The 24,823-nt window shown below is 49.9% G+C and carries 22 protein-coding genes and 1 pseudogene; 5 read left to right on the top strand and 18 right to left on the bottom strand.

Annotated elements, in window-relative coordinates; genetic code table 11:
• Positions 1 to 141: 141 nt before the first annotated feature.
• On the bottom strand, positions 142 to 1,098 hold the full coding sequence (locus VSQ62_RS11410; RefSeq protein ID WP_334635040.1) for a hypothetical protein: 957 nt from the start codon (positions 1,096 to 1,098) through the stop codon (positions 142 to 144).
• A gap of 517 nt (positions 1,099 to 1,615) precedes the next feature.
• On the opposite strand from VSQ62_RS11410, the gene VSQ62_RS11405 reads away from it, so the two are divergent.
• Both VSQ62_RS11405 and VSQ62_RS11400 read left to right on the top strand, forming a co-directional pair.
• Positions 1,616 to 1,996, top strand: coding sequence for a hypothetical protein (locus VSQ62_RS11405; protein ID WP_120397166.1), 381 nt, complete (start codon positions 1,616 to 1,618; stop codon positions 1,994 to 1,996).
• Complete coding sequence (locus tag VSQ62_RS11400) at positions 1,989 to 3,551, top strand: IS66 family transposase (RefSeq protein WP_334635039.1); 1,563 nt, start codon at positions 1,989 to 1,991, stop codon at positions 3,549 to 3,551. Before VSQ62_RS11405 ends, VSQ62_RS11400 begins: the two co-directional genes overlap by 8 nt.
• Before the next feature lie 203 nt (positions 3,552 to 3,754).
• On the opposite strand, the gene VSQ62_RS11395 is transcribed toward VSQ62_RS11400, so the two are convergent.
• On the bottom strand, positions 3,755 to 3,961 hold the full coding sequence (locus VSQ62_RS11395) for a helix-hairpin-helix domain-containing protein (RefSeq protein WP_334635038.1): 207 nt from the start codon (positions 3,959 to 3,961) through the stop codon (positions 3,755 to 3,757).
• Between the two features lie 178 nt (positions 3,962 to 4,139).
• Here VSQ62_RS11395 and VSQ62_RS11390 point away from each other — a divergent pair, with 178 nt between their 5' ends.
• Positions 4,140 to 5,321, top strand: a complete 1,182-nt coding sequence (locus tag VSQ62_RS11390; RefSeq protein WP_334635037.1) for an iron-containing alcohol dehydrogenase — start codon at positions 4,140 to 4,142, stop codon at positions 5,319 to 5,321.
• 80 nt (positions 5,322 to 5,401) lie between these two features.
• Here VSQ62_RS11390 and VSQ62_RS11385 read toward each other — a convergent pair whose 3' ends face one another.
• The 15 genes and pseudogenes from VSQ62_RS11385 to VSQ62_RS11315 all read right to left on the bottom strand — a co-directional run bounded on the left by VSQ62_RS11385 (position 5,402) and on the right by VSQ62_RS11315 (position 21,321).
• Positions 5,402 to 6,538 carry a hypothetical protein gene (locus tag VSQ62_RS11385; protein ID WP_334635036.1) on the bottom strand — a complete coding sequence of 379 codons (1,137 nt, stop codon included), beginning with the start codon at positions 6,536 to 6,538 and terminating at the stop codon, positions 5,402 to 5,404.
• Between the two features lie 43 nt (positions 6,539 to 6,581).
• A complete protein-coding gene (locus VSQ62_RS11380; RefSeq protein WP_334635035.1) occupies positions 6,582 to 7,076 on the bottom strand; it encodes an RNA polymerase sigma factor in 495 nt (164 codons plus the stop codon).
• 137 nt (positions 7,077 to 7,213) lie between these two features.
• Entirely contained in the window at positions 7,214 to 7,369 is a 156-nt protein-coding gene (locus tag VSQ62_RS11375; protein WP_334635034.1) for a rubredoxin, read from the bottom strand.
• 71 nt (positions 7,370 to 7,440) lie between these two features.
• Positions 7,441 to 8,907, bottom strand: coding sequence for a chitobiase/beta-hexosaminidase C-terminal domain-containing protein (locus VSQ62_RS11370; RefSeq protein ID WP_334635033.1), 1,467 nt, complete (start codon positions 8,905 to 8,907; stop codon positions 7,441 to 7,443).
• A 47-nt stretch (positions 8,908 to 8,954) separates the two neighbouring features.
• Positions 8,955 to 10,625, bottom strand: coding sequence for a formate--tetrahydrofolate ligase (locus VSQ62_RS11365; RefSeq protein WP_334635032.1), 1,671 nt, complete (start codon positions 10,623 to 10,625; stop codon positions 8,955 to 8,957).
• Positions 10,626 to 10,678: 53 nt separating this feature from the next.
• The gene (locus tag VSQ62_RS11360) at positions 10,679 to 13,162 is read right to left on the bottom strand and encodes an FtsK/SpoIIIE family DNA translocase (RefSeq protein ID WP_334637636.1); all 2,484 of its coding nucleotides are present in this window, start codon (positions 13,160 to 13,162) and stop codon (positions 10,679 to 10,681) included.
• A 64-nt stretch (positions 13,163 to 13,226) separates the two neighbouring features.
• Entirely contained in the window at positions 13,227 to 13,925 is a 699-nt protein-coding gene (locus VSQ62_RS11355; RefSeq protein WP_334635031.1) for a ClpP family protease, read from the bottom strand.
• 82 nt (positions 13,926 to 14,007) lie between these two features.
• Positions 14,008 to 15,294, bottom strand: a complete 1,287-nt coding sequence (locus VSQ62_RS11350) for an O-acetylhomoserine aminocarboxypropyltransferase/cysteine synthase family protein (RefSeq protein WP_334635030.1) — start codon at positions 15,292 to 15,294, stop codon at positions 14,008 to 14,010.
• A 15-nt stretch (positions 15,295 to 15,309) separates the two neighbouring features.
• On the bottom strand, positions 15,310 to 15,765 hold the full coding sequence (locus VSQ62_RS11345; protein ID WP_334635028.1) for a hypothetical protein: 456 nt from the start codon (positions 15,763 to 15,765) through the stop codon (positions 15,310 to 15,312).
• A 41-nt stretch (positions 15,766 to 15,806) separates the two neighbouring features.
• A complete protein-coding gene (locus tag VSQ62_RS11340; protein WP_334635027.1) occupies positions 15,807 to 16,538 on the bottom strand; it encodes a YebC/PmpR family DNA-binding transcriptional regulator in 732 nt (243 codons plus the stop codon).
• A gap of 47 nt (positions 16,539 to 16,585) precedes the next feature.
• A complete protein-coding gene (locus tag VSQ62_RS11335; protein WP_334635026.1) occupies positions 16,586 to 17,380 on the bottom strand; it encodes a hemolysin family protein in 795 nt (264 codons plus the stop codon).
• Positions 17,381 to 17,403: 23 nt separating this feature from the next.
• Positions 17,404 to 17,751 carry a type II toxin-antitoxin system PemK/MazF family toxin gene (locus tag VSQ62_RS11330; protein WP_334635025.1) on the bottom strand — a complete coding sequence of 116 codons (348 nt, stop codon included), beginning with the start codon at positions 17,749 to 17,751 and terminating at the stop codon, positions 17,404 to 17,406.
• Positions 17,752 to 17,819: 68 nt separating this feature from the next.
• Positions 17,820 to 18,986: an alanine racemase gene (alr, locus tag VSQ62_RS11325; protein ID WP_334637635.1), complete on the bottom strand. Its 1,167-nt coding sequence runs from the start codon at positions 18,984 to 18,986 to the stop codon at positions 17,820 to 17,822.
• A gap of 120 nt (positions 18,987 to 19,106) precedes the next feature.
• Positions 19,107 to 20,564 (bottom strand): annotated as a pseudogene (locus VSQ62_RS11320) (NAD(P)H-hydrate dehydratase); the annotation flags it as partial.
• A 115-nt stretch (positions 20,565 to 20,679) separates the two neighbouring features.
• On the bottom strand, positions 20,680 to 21,321 hold the full coding sequence (locus tag VSQ62_RS11315; RefSeq protein WP_334635024.1) for a redox-sensing transcriptional repressor Rex: 642 nt from the start codon (positions 21,319 to 21,321) through the stop codon (positions 20,680 to 20,682).
• 125 nt (positions 21,322 to 21,446) lie between these two features.
• On the opposite strand from VSQ62_RS11315, the gene abc-f reads away from it, so the two are divergent.
• Positions 21,447 to 23,369, top strand: coding sequence for a ribosomal protection-like ABC-F family protein (abc-f, locus tag VSQ62_RS11310; protein WP_334635022.1), 1,923 nt, complete (start codon positions 21,447 to 21,449; stop codon positions 23,367 to 23,369).
• Positions 23,370 to 23,421: 52 nt separating this feature from the next.
• On the opposite strand, the gene VSQ62_RS11305 is transcribed toward abc-f, so the two are convergent.
• Positions 23,422 to 24,138, bottom strand: coding sequence for a flavodoxin family protein (locus tag VSQ62_RS11305; protein ID WP_334635021.1), 717 nt, complete (start codon positions 24,136 to 24,138; stop codon positions 23,422 to 23,424).
• Between the two features lie 228 nt (positions 24,139 to 24,366).
• Between VSQ62_RS11305 and VSQ62_RS11300 the strand changes: the two genes are divergently transcribed.
• On the top strand, positions 24,367 to 24,798 hold the full coding sequence (locus VSQ62_RS11300; protein ID WP_334635019.1) for a hypothetical protein: 432 nt from the start codon (positions 24,367 to 24,369) through the stop codon (positions 24,796 to 24,798).
• The last annotated feature ends 25 nt before the right edge of the window (positions 24,799 to 24,823 follow it).

The following is a 24,823-nucleotide window of genomic DNA, read 5'->3' as shown; positions in this document are numbered from 1 at the left end:
GATAAACGAAGTTTTGACGTTTTTTTCGTATAAAAAAATGTAATGAAGGATGATAATTCATTACATTTTTGAACAAATATTATCAAGTATAAAAATAGCCAGATTCCTTGATTTTGCAAGGTATTCTGGCTATTTTTATGACTATAGGATGCTATACTTCTTAAATAAAGATCTCTGGTATTCCTTATCTCTGGTCGACCGTTCCAAATCTTCATATTTCTTCTCGTCAACCAATCGCCGGTGCAAGCGGTTTACCTGATCGATTCCCTCATTTATTCCTTCACTTCTTCCTTCACTTTTTCCCTCTTCCTTACCCATATCAAACAACACCTGACTCAACTTCATCATGCTGATTTCCTCCTTTATCTTCTCCATCTCTTCCTGCTTCAGAAACTTATCCGCCATCACATACAGCACCGCCTCCAGCTTTGCTGCATCCTCCGCACAAACTCCCTTTACCCTCCGGATAATTTCAAATGCTGCTTTCACCCGATCCACAAGCGCCATCTTCCCACCCATCAGCAGACACAGAGACAACGGCACCAGATCATTTCTGCTCAAGTCCTCGCCTTCCTTCACCTTCTGCTCAAGATCTTCGATGAGCCGATCCGCATTCTTATCCCTCATGATGATCGGGATAATCCGATACCTATTCTCTCCTTCCTTCAATTCAGTCATAGGCTTCCGAATATTCCCCGAATATAACACATACGTGGTGATCGGCACCTTATAATGCTGGCTCATCACTGCCTCATAGCTCCGAAATCGGCGCAGGTCTTCTGTCCCATCATTCGTACTCTGGAACTCAAAATGCTTCCAGGAACCATCATCCATAATCAGATTGAAATCCTCCAAGAAACGCTTTAACTCCAGATGTATGATTTCCGTCGGCGCATACCCTTTTACCTCTCCCTTGATCCCCAAATACGGAAGCAGCTCCTCCGCAAAATACCTCATCGCGGTCTTAAACGCAGCATCTTCATGCTTCTGAATAGCGGACGCTTCATTTTTATTTTTATTCTTATCCTTCGTGTTTTCCCTGTTCTTTATTCCCGTCTTATCTTTCGTCCTGGTTCTCTTCTTTTTCCTTTTCCTCAAGCGCAGTTCCTCCTTATCTAAGACTTGATACAGAGAAACTATCTTAAGAAATTCTGCGAACGATGATTTGAACCAATATCTTTTTTGTTCTAATTCTACTATAGCAAAAAGCGACCGAATAAACAATGATATTGAATAAATTTCTCACTTTCCTTGTTATGTCATGGATATCTCCCTGAACCTGGGATTGACTTCTTAGAAAATAGAATCCGCCTAAAAACGACGGTTTAAAGACTATGACAGTCTCTCTGAAATTCTCATCTTTTTCTGTTAAATCCAGTTTAATGGACAAGTGATATTCTGTCAACCAAAATATTTCGACAAAATACACTTCCTAGTTACCATTCACAGCCATTTTAATTTCTGATGTTTCATGAATTCCCATTGTGGCTTTTTTATTGGCATAATGCACTGTTTTTGGTGGTTTTATTTATTAATAAATATAGCCACTACATATTGACTTTTTGTAGTGGTTGTAATATAATATATATAGCCACTATTGAAAGGAGAAACCGTTATGCCTACTATTGTTAAACACTTCGATAAAAAATCAGGAAAGACCCGGGTTTACGAATCTACTCCCCACTATGACCCTGTTACCAAGCAATCAAGACCGAAGAGGAAATATCTTGGTACCCTCGATCCCGAAACAAAGGAATTGATCCCATCTTCCGGTCGCAGGGGCAGAACAGCATCTTCGAAAAATGTTACCACCACGGAAGAAGATACTGCTTCTGCAAGGAACAGAGATTTTCAAAAAATCATTTCCGAGAAAGAAACAGAAATCGCCTCTTTACAGTCTGAGGTGAAAACCCTAAAAGCTACTATCAGGGCATATGAAAAAGTATGCACTTCCATCTCCAATACTTTAAGAAAGGCCCCTGTGATCTATGATTAAATATACCGGCGATCTGCGCTGTGACTTTGAAAAAGCAACGGCAGAAATCACGAAACTCAAAGACCGCATCGTGGGATACCAGGAGCAGATAGCTTCACTACGGGCTTCAGTTAAGAGCCTTAAGCAGTCCAACGATTTCCATAAAAAGAATTATCAGGAATCCCTCGCTGAAAAAGATGCCATTATCAAGGAACTGCAGAACCGTCTTGCCCATGCGGAGGCTCTCCTTAACCATGATGGCAGCAATACCGGTACCCCAACATCGCAGACACCGATAAATAAAAACAAGGTTATCCCAAACTCCCGCCGCAGTTCAGGCAGGAAGAAAGGCGGACAGCCTGGACATCCCAAAGCAGCCCTTGAAGCGCCGGAGGAATCTGAGATCACAGATACCGTTGGGCACCCATTACAGGACGATGAATGCTGTCCAAAATGCGGGCTTACAGACTGCGCCCCAACCGGCGAGTCCGAAGTTAAATTTGAATACGATGTACGCATTAAAGTCGTTAAGATCAAACACGAATTCTTTTATTACGAATGCAGCAACTGCGGCACTGTATTCCGGTCACAGATACCCCCAAACCTCAAGGAGAAGGTTCAGTATGGCAGCGGATTGCAGGCTTTTGCTTTATCACTCACAAATACCGTCAATGCCGCTATGAACAAAGCATCCATGTTTCTTGCCGGAATCACCGGCGGTGAATTAATGCCCTGTGAGGGATACATTGCGAAACTCCAGGCCCGTGCCGCAAATGGGCTCCGCCAGTTTCGCCAGGATCTGAAGCTTGTCCTGATCACAAGAAAGATCGTTTACTGGGACGACACGGTCATCTTCATTCTTGCGCAAAGAGCATGTTTCCGATTTTATGGAGACGAGTCTATTGCCTACTATACAGCGCATGCACACAAAGACATGGAAAGCCTTGATGACGACAATGTACTGAATCTCCTGACATCGGATACCAAAACCATGCACGACCATAACACCGTAAACTACAATGAAAAGTACAGCTTTGAGAATATCGAGTGTAATCAGCATCTTCAGCGTGACTGCCAGAAGAATACGGATGATACCTGCCATCAATGGTCTGATGATCTGAAAAAGCATATCAGCGCAACCATCAAGGATCGCAATGATGCCATAGCCCGGGGCGAGGGTTCTTTCAACGAAGCCTGCATAAACGAGTTTCATCATAAAATAGATGAATACCTTAAAAACGGATGGAGTGAAAATGAGTCTGATCCAAACAACTACGGGGCATCCTTTGAGCGGACTCTGCTTACCAGAATTGCCCAATACCGCAGAAACTATTTCCTGTGGGTTGAGGATTTCAGTCTGCCGACCACCAATAATCTCAGTGAACGCGGGCTTCGAGGTGTAAAATCCCACATGAAAATATCGGGACAGTTTGAATCAGAGACAGCGGCCGATAACCATGCGCTCAACCGAACATACATCGAAACCTGCCGTCGTAATGGCATCAATGAAATCGAAGCGTTGCAACGATTATGCGAAGGGAATCCTTATACGGTTGCCGAAATCTTCTCGGTCTAATCTTCCTAAAAACACATCAGAACATTGAAAGCGGTGTTGCAGCTCCGCTTTATTTGTCGATCCATCAAACCGACTGTGAATAGTAACACTTCCTAAAATACATTTGGCTCTTTTGCGTCGACCGTTCCAAATCTTCATATTTCTTCTCGTCAACCAATCGCTGGTACAAGCGGTTTACCTGATCGATTTCCTCATTTATTCCTTTACTTCTCCGCCATTACATACAGCACACAAGGGTCGTCCCGGTATCCCTTCTTGATACTGTCCAGACGATACAATTCCTCCGGTTCCTTCCCCTTCAGATCCTCAACACAATTGATCCCGATATTATTTAGGTGACGCTCCATATTCGCCCCCACACCCGGAATCCTTTTCAGATCACTTCTCCGAACTCCCTCTGACTTCTTCATCTTCCCTCTTACTCCCTTCTATTTTCTCCCGATAGACCTCGATTTTTTCATCTAAATTGCGCATACGATTGTACCGGATAAAATACAATAAAATTTGTGTAATATATTGCGTTAATTTCTTAACAGGAGTATTATTTTGATAAAGAATTAACAAAACAAGCAAAGGAGAGTGGAAGCAATGAGCAGATTTACATTACCAAGAGATGTATATCATGGAAAAGGATGTTTGGAAGAGCTTAAGAACCTGAATGGACATAAGGCCATCCTCGTTGTGGGCGGCGGTTCTATGAAACGCCAGGGATTCCTTGACAGGGCTGTAAATTACCTGAAGGAAGGCGGAATGGAAGTGGAACTGTTTGAAGGTGTTGAGCCTGACCCGTCAGTAGAGACCGTTATGAAAGGTGCAGAAGCAATGCGGGCATTTGAACCCGACTGGATCGTGTCTATGGGCGGCGGTTCTCCGATCGATGCAGCCAAAGCTATGTGGGCATTCTACGAGTATCCTGAGACTACTTTTGAAGACTTGTGTATTCCGTTTAATTTTCCGGAACTCAGACAGAAGGCAAAATTCTGTGCGATCCCGTCTACCTCAGGAACAGCTACAGAGGTAACTGCGTTCTCTGTAATCACGAACTATCAGACAGGTGTGAAATATCCTCTCGCTGACTTCAATATTACACCGGATGTTGCGATCGTAGATCCGGATTTGGTTATGGGGCTTCCGGTAAAACAGGTCGCATACACAGGTATGGATGCACTGACCCATGCGATTGAAGCATATGTATCCACATTAAACGGACCTTTTACAGATCCTCTTGCATTACAGGCAATTGAAATGGTATTCGATTATCTTCCGGCTTCTTATGCATGTGATATGACAGCAAGAGAGCAGATGCACTATGCACAGTGCCTGGCCGGTATGGCATTCTCTAATGCTTTACTCGGCATTGTTCACTCCATGGCTCACAAGACAGGCGCCGCATTTTCAACCGGTCATATACCGCACGGCTGCGCCAATGCAATCTATCTGCCTTATGTAATTAAATACAACGCCAAGGACCCGGTAGCAGCCAAACGTTATGCGGAGATCGCGCGCAGGATGGGACTTGCAGGAACTTCCGAAAAAGCTCTGATCAACAGCTTGTGTGAGAAAATCGATGACTTCAATGTAAGACTTAACATTCCTAAGACTCTGAAAGAGTTCGGAATCAATGAGGATGAATTTAAGGAAAAGATTGCGAAGATTTCAGAACTCGCAGTAGGCGATGCTTGTACCGGATCTAATCCAAGAGCGATCGATCCGACCGCAATGGAGAAATTATTTACCTGTACATACTATGGAACAGAAGTTGACTTCTAAGAACGCCACAGTCTGAAAAAAGAATCCCCGCAGGAACCGGACATCACAATATCCGATTCCCGCGGGGATTCTCCTCTATACTATTCCGCCGGAAACCTCACATCATTCACAAGGATCTCCGCGATCTCGTCCGTATCCACCAGCCGGTTGAATGCCGCCTTATACCACACGCCGGCTCCCATCACGTATCCATTGTTCTCGATACACCCTTCCTGATTCGATACGACATAACTGCTCCCATCCTTATACCTGATCTCCAGATGCTTCATATAATACGGATCCTGTGCTTCCTCGTCTGAAAGCCCCATCCCCTTCGACATATCCACACTGACGGATACCGGGGAATACTCAAGAAATCCATTCTCTCCAAGGTCGATACTCTGAACCGGGATCTGCCCTTTATCCGACAGCTCGATGGTTTCCGTCTGAATATCCGCCGCCGCGCGCTCCTCGTCAGACATGGCATACAGTTCGCCGCGTGTACAAGGATACCTCTCGATGGAAAGCTTCGGCGTATCGCCTTCCTCCACCCCTTCCGACCAGAGGATATAATCGGAACAGTACAGCAGCTCATCCGTACTCTTCTCCATATCTATATAGATGTTATCGCATCCAAATATCTCTTCGCCGCAGTTCAGATTAAAATAGAATTCCGCATCATCCGTAAAATATGCTCCTTTGGTAAGATTGGTATCCATATCACCTTGCAGAGCCGTCACACCGCCCTCTCGTCCCAGGGTGAAATACATCCATGCCCCGTTCTTGTCATAAGCGAAGCTCTCTATCGTCAGAGTATGCTCTCCGATCTCCCTCACGATCGGTTCGTCTGTCACCCACTGCCCGATCATGGCTTCTGCCTTTGCCTCATCTACCGGTACGAATTCTTTGGACGGAATATCAACGGTAACCTTTCCGTCCTTGCCGTCGTCGATCTCCCTGTGGATCACCTCTGTGGATTTCTTGGTGGAATTGCCGAACATTCCCTCGAAAAACCCTGTCTTCACAGATGCGTAGACAATACTCGGCACTCCGCAGCAAATGATCGCCGCTGCTGCTGCCGCTGCCCGCAGATTTCTTCCGTAATACTTCTTCTTTCCTGAATCTTCCTGTCTCTTCTCCAATATCTCATAGGTATCGCGAAGTCTCTCATTTACCTGATCGGATACCTGAACTTCCCTGCTTAATGTCTCCCTTAACTGATTCTCAGATATTCTCATTTACATAACCTCCTATTCCAGTGTGTTGACTACCCACTGCATCTCAGTAACACAGCACATGTTTTAATTTCTCCCTGCCCCTTCTCAGCCTGCTTTTCACCGTATTCTCATTCAATTCCAATATCTGTGCGATCTCTCCGGTACGAAAACCTTCCCCGTAATACAGCAGGAAGATCATACGGTAATCCTCCGGAAGCTCGCCCACCAACGCATAGAATTCTCTGTCATCCGGCGGCACCGTATCGGAAGTTTCCGGCACCTCCTCTGAGACAATACAGCGCTTCTGCTGCCTTATCATATTCTTACAGTGATTGATCAATATCCGGGTAAGCCAGGTCTTAAAATACGACACATTCTTCAACTCCCGGATATGCTCATATGCTGATAATACCGTATCCTGCATCACGTCGGCCACATCCTCCTCGCTTCTCAGATAGCTCTTTGCCACTTTATAAAGTCCCGTCTTATGCTTCTCTATCAGAGCCACGAACGCGTCCATGTCATTCTTCTGTGCGCGCTTCACAAGCAAAGCATCCATCTTATTCTCCTCCTTCCTATTGCTCTTACATCTATTAGACAAATGAAACCGACATTTGGGTGCATGTAATCGAAAAATATCTGAAAAAAAGAAAAGGCCGCCGCCCGATCTCACAGACAACAGCCCTTTAAAACACCCTATGCTTCTGAGAATTCGTCCTTACCTACCTGGCAAAGCGGACACAGGAAATCCTCCGGAACATCTTCCCATTTTGTTCCCGGTTCGATTCCTCCCTCCGGATATCCCTGCTCCTCATCATATTCCCATCCGCATACATCACATACATACTTCATAATCCTAATCTCCTTTTTTATAATATTTACATTCACGGCTGATAAATCTGCCGCTCAGTATAACCAGATAATTATTCCGCCGCCTCTGTTTCCAGCACATAATTCCTGGTCGTAACCCCGCTCATCCGGCCTTTGCCGTTCACAAGTACCGCCTTGAACAGCGTCTCTCCTTCCGGCATCTCGACCGGCCCCGTATACAGGGCAGACGAAAGCGTCGGGTCTTCCCCGTCGGTCGTATAATACGCCGCATACCCTTCCGGTATCTTGATCTCAATCGGCACTGCCGAATTATACTGTCCTGTAGACGGAGATACCGCCGGCGCATCCACAATGGGAAGCTCTACCGTATAAGTCTTCTTCACTGGAAGGCTTGGCACCCCCTTGGTATCCACGGCGATAGCGGTAATCACCGTCTCGCCTTCCCCGATCAGGAGCGGCTCCGTATACTTCGTGCTCGCAACCGTCGCCTCTTCCCCATTATCCGTATAATAGATGGTATAGCCATCCTCCGTATTCAGTGACAGCTCCTGCACATCCTCGAATGGTTCCTTGTCATCCAGACTAAACTCCGGCGCCTTGGTAATATAGCCCGCCAGCCGTTCTGCCACCTTCTCGTCTACATCCTCCAGAAGCAGCGGAATCTCATCCTTCTGATCCGTATCCATATAGAACTTCACATAGCCTTCATAGATATCCGCATTGTCCGGATGCTTCTTAACTGCCTCCCGGAAAATAGATTCCGCCCAGTCCAGATCATTCTTACCGATATAGACCTTGGAAAGCCCTACATATGCCTCCGCTTTGCTTTCATCCTTCTTGACGGCTTTCTCATAGAAGTCGATCGCCTTGTTGTATTCTCCCGCCTTACGCGCCTCGTCTCCTCTGGCAACGAACCCAGTATAGGAATTCAGATACAGCGTGATCCCGCTTCCGGCCAACGCCGCAAGCAGAAGAAATATCAGGAAGAAGCAGCCCATCCTCTGGCGGCGTTTCGCCTTCTTGCGCTCCGCCTGGCGGCGCTTCCTCTCACGTTCCGGCAGATTGCCTGTGGTATTCCCGCGCTGAAATCCCGTATCCCGCCTGTTGCTCCCAGTATTCCGGCTCACTCCCATATCACGGCTCGTACTCCGATTCACTCCCCGGCCTGTATTGCCCATATTGCGGCCTGTGCTTCGGCTCACCCCCATATCACGGCTCGTACTCCGGCTGATTCCCCGGTCCGTACTTCCCATGTTACGGCTTGTGCTTCGGCTCACTCCTCCCATGTTACGGCTTGTGCTCCGGCTCACTCCTCCCCCGGTATTCCTCCCGGTATTGCGTCCCGGAACACTTCCGCCTCTTCTGGGATCCGTATTTCTTATAGAATCATAATCTATATAATCTCCATAACCTTCTTCACCGCTGATGGCATCCTTGATCTGCGCTGTGAGCATATCCTCCAGAGGATTGTAATCCGGGACAATGCAGACTTCCTTACCACATTTTCCACAATATACCATTCCTTCTGGTATCTCATGTCCGCAATAGCTGCATTTCATCTTAAGAGAACCCCCTACCTACTGCTGATACACCACTCCCCAGATTCCTAAAACAATCCGGTAATCTTTCCGTCGTCAGACACATCGATCCCATTCGCCGCCGGAACCTTGGGCAATCCCGGCATCGTCATGATCGCTCCTGTAAGAGCCACTACGAATCCGGCTCCGGCGCTGACATATACTTCCCTGATATGGATATCGAAATCCACAGGGCGTCCCAGCTTCTTCGCGTCATCAGACAGAGAATACTGATTCTTCGCCATGCAGACCGGAAGACTGCCGAATCCCATGGATGCGATCTTCGCAAGCTGCTTCTTAGCCGCCGGCTCATAGACAACACCCCTTGCGCCGTATATCTCCCTGGAGATCGTCTCGATCTTCTCCTCCAGAGACAGCTCGTCCGGATAAAGAGTATGGAAATGACTCTCCTTGTTCTCAAGGGTATGAAGTACCTTCTCGGCCAGAGCAATACCGCCCTCGCCGCCCTTCTCCCATACCTCGGACAGCGCGAATTCACAGCCCTTCTTCTCGCAGAAGCTGCGGATATATTCATTCTCCGCCTCCGTATCCGTCACGAAGGAATTCAGCGTCACCACAACCGGAACATCGTATTTCTGGATATTTTCGATATGCTTCTCCAGATTGACGATACCCTTGGCAAGTGCATCCAGATTCTCCTTGGAGAGATCTTCTCTGGCAACTCCACCATTATACTTCAAAGCGCGCACAGTTGCAACCAAAACTACTGCATCCGGCTTAAAACCAGCCTTCCTGCACTTGATATCCAGGAACTTCTCAGCGCCTAAGTCCGCGCCGAACCCGGCCTCCGTCACTGTGATATCACTCAGCTTCAGCGCCATCCTTGTTGCCCTCACACTGTTGCAGCCATGGGCGATATTGGCAAAAGGCCCGCCGTGGACAAGCGCCGGCGTGTGCTCTAAAGTCTGGATCAGGTTCGGCTTGATCGCATCCTTAAGGAGCGCCGTCATAGCTCCTGTCGCCTGGAGATCTTCGGCCGTCACCGGATCTCCGCTGAAATTATAAGCCACGATGATCTTGCCGAGGCGTTCTTTTAAGTCCCTGATATCCTCGGCAAGACAGAGGATCGCCATGATCTCGGACGCAACTGTGATCACGAAATGATCCTCTCTTACCATCCCGTCCATCTTGCTGCCAAGGCCTACCACAATATTGCGCAGGTTCCTGTCATTCATATCCAGACAGCGCTTCCAGATCACCTGTCTTGGATCGATCTTAAGGGCATTCCCCTGCTGGATGTGATTATCCAGCATAGCCGCAAGCAGGTTATTAGCCGACGTGATCGCATGGAAATCTCCTGTAAAATGAAGATTCAGATCCTCCATGGGAACAACCTGCGCATATCCGCCTCCGGCAGCTCCTCCTTTGATCCCGAAGCAAGGGCCAAGGGACGGCTCACGAAGGGCGATGATCGCTTTCTTATCAAGCTTCGCCAACGCCTGCCCCAGGCCAACCGTCGTCGTCGTCTTACCCTCTCCTGCAGGAGTCGGATTGATCGCAGTCACAAGTACCAGCTTCCCGTCCGGCCTGTCTTTGATCCGTTCCCACACCTCATCGGAAAGCTTCGCCTTATACTTTCCATAGAATTCCAATTCTTCCTCCATGATCCCTACGTTCGCCGCCACATCCCTGATGTGTGCCATCTGTGCTTCCTGTGCAATCTGAATATCTGTTTTCATTGGTTTCCCCTTCCCTTTCTTTTATCATTTCATGGTTACACTTGCAAACATATCTAATTCTCCGCCGCATACTGGTCGAATTCCTCCGGGGTCATCAACACCTTCCTTGGCTTCGTCCCTTCCTCAGGACCCACGACTCCAGCCTCTGCCAACTGATCCATAATCCTTGCCGCACGGTTAAAGCCGATCTTGAAGGCACGCTGCAGCATCCCGATCGACGCCTTGTCCTTATCAATGATCAGCCGGCCCGCATCTATAAAATACGCGTCGTGGCTGTCTTCCTCCGCCGCTCCCGCCGGCACGGCCATGCCGCCCTCCGGGCTCGTATTGACATGGTTCACAACCTCCTCATCGTATGTAACTTCCTCGTTATTCTCCTTGAGATACTCAACCACATCCTGTACTTCCTTGTCCGTGACAAAGGATCCCTGAACCCTGGCGGGCTTCTGATAGCCGGACGGATAGAACAGCATATCTCCTTTGCCAAGAAGCTTCTCTGCCCCGTTCATATCTATGATCGTCCTGGAATCCACTCCCGATGACACGGAGAATGCGATCCTCGACGGCATGTTCGCCTTGATCAGACCCGTGATGACATTCACGGACGGCCGCTGAGTTGCCAGCACCAGATGGATCCCTGCCGCCCTGGCAAGCTGTGCCAGACGGCAGATCGCCCCTTCTACCTCTCCCGGCGCAACCATCATCAGGTCCGCCAACTCGTCCACGATCACGATGATCTGAGGCAGCGGATCTTCCTTCACCCCGTCCTTTGGCGGCATGGACGCGATCTTCTCGTTATATCCCTTCATATCTCTGACGCTGTATTCCGCGAACACCCGGTACCGGCGATCCATCTCTGCCACCGCCCAGTTAAGGGCTCCGGCAGCCTTCTTAGGATCCGTGACCACGGGGATCATCAGATGCGGGATTCCGTTATAGACACTCAGTTCCACCACCTTGGGGTCGATCATGATAAGCTTCACCTCATCCGGCTCCGCCTTATACAGGATACTCATGATCAATGTATTGATACACACCGATTTACCGGAACCTGTAGCGCCGGCAATCAGTACGTGAGGCATCTTGCCGATATCCGTCACTACCGTCTTCCCGCCGATATCCTTGCCCACCGCAAATGAGATCTTGGAACGACTGTTCTTGAACTCCGAAGATTCCAGCAGGTCTCTCAGCATGACAGCAGAATTCTCCTTGTTGGGAACCTCGATTCCCACCGCCGCCTTCCCCGGGATCGGCGCCTCAATACGGATATCCGCTGCCGCCAGATTAAGCTTGATATCATCAGAGAGTCCTACGATCTTGCTGACCTTCACACCCATCTCCGGCTGGAGCTCATACCGGGTCACCGAAGGACCGCAGCTTACATTGGTCACCGTGACCTTCACACCGAAGTTCTGCAGGATCTGCTGCAGCTTCATAGCAGTCTCCCGAAGCTGCGCGTCGGACTCTCCCTTCTGCTTCGTCCCCTTCTTAAGGAGGGAGATCGGCGGGATATGATACGCCTTCTTAGGCTTCTGATTCTCCGTAAGGACCGCGGATGCCACTGCCGCCGTCTCGTCCTTAATCTCTTCCTCCCTGCTGGCCTTCTTACTGCGCTTCCTTGGGGCATCGTCCCCGTCTTCTGCCCTGCCGTCCGGCTGCAGCCCAATATCCGGAACCGTATGACTCCGCGGATCCGCAGAAACATATGGCTCTGCCGGCTCCTCCGTCTCATGGTCAACTGCCTCATCCATGCCGCGGTTGATCTCAAATTCCATCTCCATCGGCGGTTCCTCTGCCGGCTGCGCCTTCTTTCCTCTGCCCTTAGTCTTCTCCTTAGGCGGATCGATCGTCAGCTCCTTTACGTCCGGAGACTTCTTCGCGATCTCCGTGTCAAAAGAGACGCCCTCCACATGCCTGTCGCTTCTCCTGCGGGCTCTTGGCTTCCCGCCGTCTCCGTCAAGCATCTGTGTCTCCCGGATCTGTCTTCGTTCCTGGGCCTGCTCACGCCTTCGCGCCGCATCCCTTCTGGCCCTGTCGTACACCTTGCCGCTCTGGCTCTTAACACCCTTGAGCGCTGATTTGCCGGTGATGATCACCAGACAGATGATCATGAAGGTAACGGCCACAACATAGGTTCCTGCGACTCCTATGGCAGGCGTCAGCATCCCGGCAAGACTCTGGCCAAGCCGCCCGCCGCCGTCGTCAATAAGCTCAAGAAACGTGCAGGAAAGAACCACCATGCACAGGCTTGCAGCCACCTTAAGGTAGGCGTTGGGATTCCCCCGGTTCGAGATCAGAAATGTCACGGCCCAGAATAATACAATCGGTATCACATATGCCGCCCATCCAAAGAACTCTGCCAGGTTCCCGGCAATGGCCTCGCCTATGAATCCTCCGAATCCAAAATTACTGATCATCATCAGGACACTCACCGCAAGTGTCACCCATATGACGATCTCTATTCCGACAAAACCTGTCTCCGTATTCTTCTTTTTTGTCTGCTTCCTGCTCCCCCGTTTATTTGCTTTAGCAGCCATCATATTCTCCCCCTTATTCTGGCAATACTATATATTAGTATAGCATTTTTGAAAAGGACTGTCATTACCTATTTTCACTCTTTTTATCCCGCCACTGATCGATCATTTCGTGCAATTTATTCAATGCATCGCTCATTCCCCCTACTTCATCGATCAATCCTTCTCTCACCGCATCCTTTCCCTCCAGCAGGGTTCCCACATCCTTCACAAGCTCCGTCTGATTCAGCATCAATTCCTCGATCCTCTTCTGTGTCATACGCGAATGGTCGGCCAGAAAACGGGTGATCCGATCCTGCGTCTTGATCATATTGCGCAGGCTCTGGGTAATCCCGATGAACATCCCGTTAGACCGGACCGGATGGATGATCATGGTCCCGCTTGGTACGATGAAGGAATACTTCGCAGACACCGCAAGCGGCCCTCCGATCGAATGGCTGCCGCCAAGCACCAGCGATACCGTAGGCTTACTCAAGGATGCGATCATCTCAGCAATGGAGAGCCCGGCCTCCACATCACCTCCCAGCGTATTCAGGAGGATCAGAAGCCCCTCGATCTCATCGCTGTCCTCAACCTCCGCAAGCAGCGGAAGCATATGTTCGTATTTGGTCGATTTCGCGTTGCCGGATACAGCCTCATGCCCCTCGATCTCGCCGATCACCGTCAGAAGCTTGATCCTGTGCCTGCTCTTATTCCCCTCTAAGTCCACGCTTCCCAGTTCCTTGATCTGTTCTCTCTTTTGCTCTTCGTGCGCTCCGTCTGACATAAAAAACACCTCCATACATATTCTCTCGTGCTTAGTATGGAAGTGTTTCTGTTTTTTTATACCCATTCGGATATACTCTGATCTATAACGATACCTGCATAAGCGCCTGCGTCAGATCTGCCACGATGTCTTCGATATTCTCGATTCCCACGCTGAAGCGGATCAGATCCGGCTGCACGCCTGCCTCTAAGAGCTCCTGGTCGTTCATCTGGCGGTGAGTATGGCTTGCCGGATGGAGCACGCAGCTTCTTGCGTCCGCCACATGCGTCACGATGGCGATCATCTTCAAAGCATCCATCATGCGGACCGCAGCCTCTCTGCCGCCCTTTAAGCCAAAGGTGATCACGCCGCAGGTTCCGCCCGGCATATATTTCTTCGCAAGCTCATAATACTTGTCGCCCGGCAGGGACGGGCAATTCACCCACGCCACCTTCTCATGCCCCTGAAGGAACTTTGCCGCCCCAAGCGCATTCTCGCAATGTCTCGCCATCCGAAGATGAAGCGTCTCAAGTCCGATATTCAGAAGAAACGCATTCTGCGGAGACTGGATCGATCCAAGATCACGCATCAGCTGCGCCGTTGCCTTCGTGATATAAGCGCCCTTCCCAAAACGCTCGGTATATACGATTCCGTGATAGGTCTCATCCGGGCTTGTAAGCTCCGGGAACTTATCTGCATAAGCCTCCCAGCTGAAATTACCGCTGTCCACGATGGCGCCGCCCACGCAGGATGCATGTCCGTCCATGTATTTGGTAGTGGAATGGGTCACGATATCCGCTCCCCACTCAAAAGGCCGGCAATTGATCGGCGTTGCAAACGTATTATCTACGATAAACGGCACCCCATGTGCATGAGCCGCCTTCGCAAATTTCTCAAAATCCAGGACCACCAGGGCCGGATTGGCAATACTTTCCCCAAACACAGCCTTGGTATTCTCCTGAAATGCCGCGTTTAATTCTTCTTCCGTGCAGTCTGGATCCACGAATGTAGCCTCCACTCCCATCTTCCGGATCGTGTGGGCATAGAGATTATAAGTCCCCCCATAGAGAGCAGACGCACATACGATATGATCGCCCGCCTTCGCAATATTCATCACCGCATAGAAGTTAGCAGCCTGACCGGAAGAAGTAAGCATGGCCGCCGCACCGCCCTCCATATCGCAGATCTTCGCCGCTACAGCGTCATTGGTCGGATTCTGAAGACGGGTATAGAAATACCCGGACTCCTCCAGATCAAACAGGCGACCCATCTGCTCGCTGGAGCTGTACTTGAAGGTTGTACTCTGATAGATCGGCAATACCCTCGCTTCACCGTTGCCGGGCTCATACCCCGACTGTATACATTTGGTTTCTATCTTATAATCGCTCATCGCTTTCTCCTTCCGTTAAAATATACCAAACAATTTCTTCCTGAAACCGCCGGCGATCTGGCCGAATTCCGACTTGAGAAGCGTATACTCCGTCACCTTCGTCTCGTTCCAGAGTTCCACCATCCGTCCGGCGATCCGCTCATTCACCGGAACCCTCTGATAGCAAAGCATAGGAACCACATAGACGGCCATCGTCAGGTTATAATCCATACCTGCCCTGCTCTTCTGCTTCTTAGACATCTCCTGGCCCTTCTGCTTCACATATGCCGGGATCACCGCCGCAAGCTCCCCGATCATCCGATCCTCATCCGCCTCCTGCTCTTCACACAGGGCGGGCAGGGACATGATCAGGCTTCTATGCCTGTCGTACGCCTCTTTAAAAAATTCCTCATAAGTCTCCTTCTTAAAATACTGGATACTCCCCAGCATCTTGTCGAAAAAGTCTTCCAGTGCCTTTCTGGTCTCTTCCATCCTGTTCCTCCATACTGATACAACCGTAACCGATACGAAACCTACTCGTCCCAGTTATGATACACATCCTGGACATCATCGTCGTCATCCAGCATATCCAGCGTCTTCTGGATATTTGCAATATCCTTCTCGTCGGTAAGCTCCACATAGGTCTGCGGGATCATCGTCACCTGAGCCGCAGCCATGGGAACCCCCGCGTCCTCCATGGCCTGGCGCACGGAACTGAAATCCTCCGGGGAAGTCAGAATCTCATAGCTGTCCTCTTCCTCCGCGAAATCCTCCGCGCCTGCGTCGAGCGCCATCATCATCAGTTCATCCGGGTCCGTCTCATACTCTTCCTTGTCTACCACGATCTGTCCCTTCTTGTCGAACATGAAGGAGACGCAGCCCGGCGTTCCCACATTGCCGTTCCCTTTGGTAAATGCGTTCTTTACGTTGGAAGCGGTACGGTTCTTGTTGTCCGTCAGCGTCTCAACGATGATCGCCGTACCGTTCGGCCCATAGCCTTCATATGTAATATGCTCATAACTGGCGGCATTGGCATCGCTGTCCGCGCGCTTGATATTACGGTCGATCGTATCGTTCGGCATATTGTTGGCCTTCGCCTTCGCGATCACGTCGCGCAGGCGGCTGTTATTGGCCGGATCCGCGCTTCCGCCTTCTTTGACCGCCACCGCAAGCTCCTTCCCGATCTTGGTAAATATCTTGCCCTTCGCCGCATCGTTCTTCTCTTTTTTATGCTTGATATTCGCAAATTTTGAATGTCCTGACATAATCCATCCCTCTCTTATCTTTTACTCTTTATCGGTTTCTTATTCTATCACTCTTCCCAGCGTTTTTCAATCTTAACCCTCTGGATTGTATTGTTATCCACAAGAAGGACCGTGAACCGGTAGCCTCCGTAATCAACAACACACCGTTCGTCCTCGCCCGGGATCCGGTCTAACTGATGGACTAAGAATCCATTCAGCGTCTCGAACTCTTCCTGATCAAATGAGATCGCAAGCACATCCTCCAGATCGTCTAAGCCTACCATTCCATTGACCAGATAATTGCCGTTCTGCTGCCGCTGGATCCTTACCTCAGCCTCGTCATGTTCGTCCAGAATATTGCCCACGATCTCTTCCAGGATATCCTCCATCGTCACAAGCCCTGACGTCTGTCCGTATTCATCCAGCACGATCCTTATATGGTTCTGGTCTGCCTGCATCTCCTTGAATAGGGTATCGATACTCTTCGTCTCTGGTATGAATGCCGCCGGCCTTATGTATCCTGTAAGTTCCCGAAGGGGGACCTTGCGGAGCTTTTCATCCAGATAACATGACATTGCCTCCCGAAGATGTATGATCCCGATGATAGAATCGATCTCTCCCTCGCAGATGGGGAATCTGGAATAATTCTCCCCCAGCATGAACTTAAGCGCATCCTCCAGAAGCTCCCCGCTGTCGATCACGGTAATATGCTTCCGGTGTGTCATAATGTCCTTCGCATCCTTATCCATGTAGCGGATGATATTGTGGATCAGTCCCGCCGCCTCCTTCTGGGCGCCCTCGTCCATCTCATCCTCACCCTGGAACAGATGCTTCATCCTTTGGAATAAACTGCCTTCTTCCATAACTGTTGTTTCATACTCCTTTGCTATGTATGAAGCTCAAAACTGACTTTCAAGGCTTCATCTACTTTGTTCATTATCTCTTTATCCAGATGGCATACCAGATCCTTAAGCCGCTGCTTATCTATGGTCCTTACCTGCTCCAGCAATACGACCGAATTCTTAACGATCTGATATCTCCTTGCATCAATCTCCACATGTGTCGGCAGCTTCGCCTTATTCATCCGCGAAGTAATGGCGGCACAGATCACCGTTGGGCTGTGCCTGTTCCCCACATCATTCTGTATGATCAATACCGGCCGGATGCCTCCTTGTTCCGAACCCACCACCGGGCTTAAATCTGCATAAAATATATCTCCACGTCTTACCTGCACTCTATTCACACTCCGATTCTTAAGATATGATAAGTATTACCATCTTTTCTCGGATGTATTCTACAGAGTTATGCAAAATAATCCATCTGTTCCACAACTTCGCCGAAACGCAGATATTCTCTCGGCACTCTCTTGCCGAAGCTGCAGATAAATTCATAGTTGAACCGGTCTGACAGGCTGCTTAATTCATCCACGGTGATCCGCTCCCCGCCGTCTTCCCCGATCAGCACTGCCTTATCTCCGAACTGCACATCTTCAATATCCGTTACATCCACCATGAACTGGTCCATGCACACACGGCCGATGATCGGCGCCTTCTTTCCATGGATCAGCACATATCCCTGGTTCGACAGGCTCCTTGAGTAGCCGTCCCCGTAACCCACCGGAATCGTGGCGACCCTGGTAGGCCTTGCCGCTGTGAATGTTCCCCCATAGCTCACCGGCGTACCTGCCTCCACCCATTTCACATGAGTCACATGGCTTAGAAGCTCCATCGCCGGCCGAAGAGGGACGTTGCCCTTCTTAACCTCCTCAGACGGATACAGTCCGTAGGTCGCGATCCCGGCTCTCACCAGATCCATATTCGCTTCCTTAACATCTATGATCCCGGCGCTGTTGGAACTGTGGTGGTATCGGATCCTGACCGACCTTCTCTCAAGCGCCTTCTTCATCCAGAGATAGTCTTCTATCTGCTTCCTTGTAAATGCCTTCTCAGCCTCATCCGCTTTCGCAAAATGCGTATACATGCCCTCCACCACAAGATTCGGCATCTGGATAATGTCCCTGATATGATCCGCGCTCTCTTCACAGACTGGGAAACCGAGACGCGACATACCCGTATCCACCTTGATATGGATGTATGCCTGCTTCCCCATGCGTACCGCCAGGTCGGATACCCTCTTTGCCATATCCTTCGTATAGACCGTCATGCGGATCTCTTCATCGATCATCTCACACCACTGCTCCGGGAAGATACAGCCCAGCACCAGAAGCGGTTTGGTGATCCCGCCTTTTCTTAAGACCACCGCCTCATCAAGCGCCGCCAGCGCATATCCCCAGATATACTCTTTACTCTCCAGAAATCTTGCGATCTGCAGCGCGCCGTGTCCATAACCGTCGGATTTGATCACGCTGATAATCTGCACGCCGTCTTCCAAATTCTGCTTCATCATCTCCATATTATACTCGATCGCATCCAGATCGATCCTTGCACATACCCTGCTGTAAATCTTCAGGGCGTCTGACGTATGCTCCGGCGAAGGACCGGCGTCGCCGGACCGGAAGCGTCTCTTATGAACGATGATTCCGGGTCTCCCTTTGGGGTCCTCTCCCTCCAGGCTTCTGAATGCCTCGCTTAAATAAGTCAGCAAATCTCCTGCCATAACACTGTAGCTTCCCTTTGCCGCACGCGCAAGGTCCCCTGAACGGCCGTGAAGATATGTCCCAAGCGCCGCTGCACTGTGGCTTTGAAGCCCCTGAGCCATCAGACCCGCGATCACCCCTGCCAGCACATCACCGGCTCCTGCCTTCGCCATAGACGCATTCCCCGACTGATTCACACAGATCCCTTCTTGCGGCGACACTGCCGCCGTCCTTGAATCCTTGAGTACACAGGTGCAGCCGAATCTGTCCGTATATCCCTCAAGGATCCGCATCCTGTCTTCCTTAAGCTTTTCTATGCTTCTTCCCGTCAGCCTGGACATCTCCTTCATATGGGGCGTCAGCACAAGACCGCATCCTGTGCGTCCGGATGGATCCGCGCATTCTCTCAGATATTCCGGATGCCCGGCCAGGATATTCAGACCATCCGCATCGATCAGACACGGAACCTTTCTTCCTTCCAGAGTCTTCTTCACAAGCTTCTGCGATACTTCGCCGGTCCCGATCCCTGAACCAATACAGATCACATCCGCCCATTCAAGTAATTCCAGAAGCTCCTCCTCCTGATAATCCGTATAGGAAGTAATGATCGCCTCAGGTAGCTGCTGCTGGAGGATCATCCGGTTCTCTTCCGGTGTATAGATCCGCACCAGGCCTGCGCCCGCAAGATATGCTGCCCTGGCATTCAGATATGCTGCGCCCGACATTCCTTTGCTGCCCGCGATCACCAGAAGCTTCCCGTAAGTCCCTTTATTCGAATCTGCCTTCCGTATCGGCAGCATGGCACGGTAGTCCTCCTCGTCACAGGCATACGCCATCTGATACTCCTCAGCAAGCTGTTCTGTATGTATCCCCACATCCGCCGTATGTACCCATCCTGCATACTCACTGCCCGGATAGAATACAAGTCCCAGTTTTTCCAACTGGAACGTTACCGTGAGATCCGCCTGAAAGGCTTCCCCCAGCACGCAGCCCGTATCCGCCGATATCCCCGACGGCAGGTCAACGGCGAATTTGACCGCCTTTGCTTCATTCATCTTCCTCAGCACATCTGCGTATTTCCCCGTGATCTTGCGGCAAAGACCCACACCAAAGACTGCGTCTATGATGATACTATATTCATCTTCTATATATTCGTTGCATATTTTGCCGCCGATTTCCTGAAACCATTCGATCTGCTGCCTTGTCTCCTGTGTACAATGGGATTCATCGCCTACAAAACAGACCCTTGCATGATATCCTTTTCGAAGGAGAAGCCTTGCGATCGCAAACCCGTCTCCTCCGTTATTCCCGGAACCGCACACAATACAGGCCTTCGTAAGATCGAACCTCTCTTCTTCCATCACCTCTACGCAGGCCCTGGCAGCGCGCTCCATCAACTTAAGCGACGGGATACCTGCCTTATGTATCGTATACTGGTCCGCCCTCTTCATCTGAGAGCCGTCTGCCAGATATCTCATCTCCCACACCTCCTGTCTCTTGCAGTAAAAAGGACGTGTAACCCTGCCTGCACGTACATGCTGTTATTACACGCCTTGATCCTTGCTATTATTTGTGTTCTTCGTTATACCGGCTGATCTTGTAGGATAGCTGCATCAAGCTCTCTGACAAGTGCACATTCTCAACAATAATGTGTTCAGGCAGGTTCAGATCTGTATGGGCAAAATTCCAGATAGCCCTCACACCGTTCTCTACCAGGATATTCGCCACCTCGATCGCCTTCTCCTTGGGTATGGTCAATGCCGCGATCTCTACTTCATTCTCACGCACAAACTCACCCAGCTCGTCTAACATCCTCACCGGAACACCTCGGATCGACACGCCCTGGAGCCTTGGGTTCACATCAAAGATCCCCTTCAGGATGAAGCCCCTCTTCTCAAATGCGGCGTAATTCGCCAACGCCTGCCCCAGATTACCAGCCCCGATGATGATCATGTGATGATCTTCTTCCAATCCTAAGATCTTGCCGATCTCTGTATATAAATACTTTACATTATATCCGTATCCCTGCTGCCCGAACCCTCCGAAATTATTAAGATCCTGCCGGATCTGGGATGCCGTCACCTTCATCCGCCTGCTCAGGTCGTTGGACGAGATACGCTCCACCCCATGTTCTAATAATTCCCCCAGATACCGGTAATATCTCGGCAGCCTGCGTATGACAGCCTGGGAAATCTCTCTTTCTTCCAAAACTACTCACCTTCCATTTCATATCTAAAATTCATTATATAGAATACCGGGATCAAAGTCAAACTTTTAGTTGTATTTTATTCTATTTTCGTTATAATGAAAACAAAAGCTAAAAGGAGGATATTATGATACTGGCATGTCATGGAATGAACAAATCCTTCGGCGACAACGTGATCGTTGCCGGAGGTTCCTTTCATATAGAAGACCACGAGAAAGCCGCCCTGGTCGGACCAAACGGCGCAGGGAAGACCACCCTTTTCAAGATGATCGTAGGGGAACTGCCCTCCGACGGCGGCGATATCACACTGACGCGCGGCAAGACTCTCGGCTACCTTGCGCAGCACCAGGAGATGGTAAGCGGCAATACGATCTACGAGGAGGTCAGGCTTGCCAAGGCAGATATCATCGCCATGGAGCAGCAGATCCGCACGATTGAGACGGAGCTTAAGCATCTTGAAGGAGATGCTCTGTCCGCACGCCTGAATACCTATCACCGCCTGACGGCGGCATTTGAACAGGAGAACGGATACGCCTGCGAGAGCGAGATCACCGGTGTATTGAAGGGGCTGGGATTTTGCGAGGATGATTTCTCCAAACCGGTAGATACCCTCTCCGGCGGTCAGAAGACCCGTGTCTCCCTGGGGAAGCTTCTTCTCACCAGACCGGATATCCTGCTTCTTGACGAGCCTACCAACCACCTGGACTTAAACTCCATCGCCTGGCTTGAGACCTATCTTCTGAACTATCCGGGTGCCGTGCTGATCGTATCCCATGACCGGTATTTCCTTGACCGCGTCGTCACCAAGGTCCTGGAGATCGAGATGGGGAAGCTTATGACTTATATGGGCAATTACAGCGAATACGCCGAGAAGAAGCGCCGGCTCAGGGAGGCGCAGCTTAAGGAATATCTGAACCAGCAGCAGGAGATCCGGCATCACGAGGCTGTGATCGAGAAGCTTCGGTCATTCAACAGGGAGAAGTCTATCAAACGGGCTGAGAGCCGCGAGAAGATGCTTGAGAAGATCACGCCGGTAGAGAAGCCGGTAGAGATGAATACAGAGATCCATCTGAATCTCGAACCCTCCCGTGAAAGCGGCAATGATGTGCTCTTTGTAGAACACCTAAGCAAAGCATTTCCCAACCAGGTATTGTTCAGGGATGTTAATTTCGAGCTTCGCCGCGGGGAGCACGTCGCCATCATCGGGGACAACGGGACCGGCAAGACTACCCTGCTTAAGATCCTGAATCAGGTCATCCCCGCGGATTCCGGAACCTTCACCCTGGGAACCAACGTTGAGATCGGCTATTACGATCAGGAGCACCACGTCCTCCACATGGAGAAGACCATCTTCGACGAGATCTCGGACGATTACCCGGATCTTACCAACACGAAGATCCGCAATATGCTTGCCGCCTTCCTCTTCACTGGGGACGACGTCTTCAAACGGATCGGGGACTTAAGCGGCGGGGAACGCGGGCGTGTTTCTCTTGCCAAGCTGATGCTCTCCAAGGCTAATTTCCTGATCTTGGACGAACCTACCAACCACCTGGATATCACCTCCAAGGAGATCCTTGAGAAGGCGCTGAACGACTATACCGGAACGCTCCTCTATGTATCCCACGACCGGTATTTTATCAACCAGACGGCTACCCGGATCCTGGATCTGGTCAACCAGACCTTCGTTAATTATATCGGCAATTATGATTATTACCTGGAGAAACGTGAAGAACTGACCGCCGTCTATGCAGGCGGAACAGAAGACGCCTCTGACTCTGTATCTTCGGAAACAGTATCCGAGTCAAAGCTTAGCTGGCAGGAGCAAAAAGAAGCGAACGCCAGAGCACGCAAACGCCAAAACGACTTGAAGAAGACGGAAGAGCGCATCACCAGGCTTGAGGAACGGGACGCAGAGATCGACGGGATGATGACACTGGAAGAAATATTTACCAATTCCGTCAGATGCCAGGAGTTGGCAGATGAGAAGGCTTCGATCGCAGAAGAGTTGGAAGTGCTGTACGAACAGTGGGAACACTTAAGTGACGTATAAAATCTTAATTGGGGACGCAGTAAAATGATGTTTTACTGCGTCCCCATATCTCTTATCCTTCTGCTTTCTTCTTCCACGGCCGTTCCTTGTCAAGCCATCCCTTTTCCTTCCAATATGCCTGATCCACAGGGTTCATCCCCTTCTGATGCATACGGCGCATGATATAGAACAGCAGCCTGGTCTTGATCCCCGGAACCACCTGATCCGTCTCTCTGGTGAGCTTCAAGGAGAGCTTGTCAACATCCTGAAGGATCTTCTCCTTGACCGGCATAGACACACCTTCCCAGCACGTTGCCGCAACTGCAGGCCCATAAGAATAGATCCTGCCTACGCCCCAGAAGAGCAGGCTCCCTTTCATATCCTTTAATGTAGACTTCATGCCTCCCCTTGCGCCCGTCGTAATACACACTGCCTGCTTGGTGAACATCCTCTCCTCCGGCCTGTGCACCATGAAACGATACCCATAGTGATCCAGCAGCGCCTTCATGGCTCCCGTCACATGCAGCACATGGACCGGCGACGTAAATACCAGCAGATCCGCCTCATCGATCATACGGGTCACCCGCTTCATATACATCAGGTAATCCGGGCATCTCTTCTCGCTCTCCGTAATGCATGCGGCGCATCCCCGGCAGAATTCCGGCATATCCTTGGGGAGAAACAATTCAATGATCTGATCCTCATTCTCCGCTATCCTCTCAATCACCAGTTTCCCAACATGATAGCTTGATCCCTGCCTTAGCGTGCCGTTAATCATCAGTATTTTCATCTTGCCTTGTTCTCCCTTCTTCTTAAATCGTACGTCCTGTCACACCTTATCTATTGACTGCAGGCATACGCCTGCTTATCTGCATTTTTTAATTATATCACATTGAAATCTTTTTCACCACATAAAAATAAATATGGAAAGCTGACTTGACATATCATCGTTTATCCCTTATAATGAAAATACGGAAAGCAAACTTTACATCATAAGTATGATTCAGGAGGAACTGCTATGAAAACCACTCAAAAGAAAGTCTACATGCTGATCACCGGCGTCCTGTTATACGGTATCGGCTTCTGTTTAAAGTGTATGCACATCTTCAACAGCAGATGGATCATTCTCTGCCTGTCCCTGATGCATTACGGCGGGATGCTCCTATCCCTTTTCGCTGTCAATTACTTCGGCACAACTTACCAATATGAGAAATATCCGGAAGAAAGCAAGCAGACGCTCATAGATCTGAACGACGAACGAACCAAGAGTATACATAATCTGGCCAAGGCGCGGACCTTCAACATTATGACCTATGTGCTGATGCTCCTTCCCGCCGTTCTGATCGACCTGAAGGCCGGCCTTGTCGGAATCATCGGCGCGGGAGCAGCACTGCTTATATTCGGCATCTCCTATGCATTCTTCCTTGCCAAATATAAGAAAGAGCTGTGAATGGGTACAGGACATTCATCAATTT

This window comes from Sporofaciens sp. JLR.KK001, from assembly GCF_036941055.1.
Classification (GTDB): Bacteria; Bacillota; Clostridia; order Lachnospirales; family Lachnospiraceae; genus Sporofaciens.
This window is presented reverse-complemented; position numbering and strand designations above follow the sequence as displayed.

Bases quoted from the DNA above. Each gene is read 5' to 3' on its own strand.
- VSQ62_RS11405 (WP_120397166.1), top strand. From the start codon at position 1,616: ATGCCTACTATTGTTAAACACTTCGATAAAAAATCAGGAAAGACCCGG.
- VSQ62_RS11400 (WP_334635039.1), top strand. From the start codon at position 1,989: ATGATTAAATATACCGGCGATCTGCGCTGTGACTTTGAAAAAGCAACG.
- VSQ62_RS11395 (WP_334635038.1), bottom strand. From the start codon at position 3,961: ATGAAGAAGTCAGAGGGAGTTCGGAGAAGTGATCTGAAAAGGATTCCG.
- VSQ62_RS11390 (WP_334635037.1), top strand. From the start codon at position 4,140: ATGAGCAGATTTACATTACCAAGAGATGTATATCATGGAAAAGGATGT.
- VSQ62_RS11385 (WP_334635036.1), bottom strand. From the start codon at position 6,538: ATGAGAATATCTGAGAATCAGTTAAGGGAGACATTAAGCAGGGAAGTT.
- VSQ62_RS11380 (WP_334635035.1), bottom strand. From the start codon at position 7,076: ATGGATGCTTTGCTTGTGAAGCGCGCACAGAAGAATGACATGGACGCG.
- VSQ62_RS11375 (WP_334635034.1), bottom strand. From the start codon at position 7,369: ATGAAGTATGTATGTGATGTATGCGGATGGGAATATGATGAGGAGCAG.
- VSQ62_RS11370 (WP_334635033.1), bottom strand. From the start codon at position 8,907: ATGAAATGCAGCTATTGCGGACATGAGATACCAGAAGGAATGGTATAT.
- VSQ62_RS11365 (WP_334635032.1), bottom strand. From the start codon at position 10,625: ATGAAAACAGATATTCAGATTGCACAGGAAGCACAGATGGCACACATC.
- VSQ62_RS11360 (WP_334637636.1), bottom strand. From the start codon at position 13,162: ATGGCTGCTAAAGCAAATAAACGGGGGAGCAGGAAGCAGACAAAAAAG.
- VSQ62_RS11355 (WP_334635031.1), bottom strand. From the start codon at position 13,925: ATGTCAGACGGAGCGCACGAAGAGCAAAAGAGAGAACAGATCAAGGAA.
- VSQ62_RS11350 (WP_334635030.1), bottom strand. From the start codon at position 15,294: ATGAGCGATTATAAGATAGAAACCAAATGTATACAGTCGGGGTATGAG.
- VSQ62_RS11345 (WP_334635028.1), bottom strand. From the start codon at position 15,765: ATGGAAGAGACCAGAAAGGCACTGGAAGACTTTTTCGACAAGATGCTG.
- VSQ62_RS11340 (WP_334635027.1), bottom strand. From the start codon at position 16,538: ATGTCAGGACATTCAAAATTTGCGAATATCAAGCATAAAAAAGAGAAG.
- VSQ62_RS11335 (WP_334635026.1), bottom strand. From the start codon at position 17,380: ATGGAAGAAGGCAGTTTATTCCAAAGGATGAAGCATCTGTTCCAGGGT.
- abc-f (WP_334635022.1), top strand. From the start codon at position 21,447: ATGATACTGGCATGTCATGGAATGAACAAATCCTTCGGCGACAACGTG.
- VSQ62_RS11305 (WP_334635021.1), bottom strand. From the start codon at position 24,138: ATGAAAATACTGATGATTAACGGCACGCTAAGGCAGGGATCAAGCTAT.
- VSQ62_RS11300 (WP_334635019.1), top strand. From the start codon at position 24,367: ATGAAAACCACTCAAAAGAAAGTCTACATGCTGATCACCGGCGTCCTG.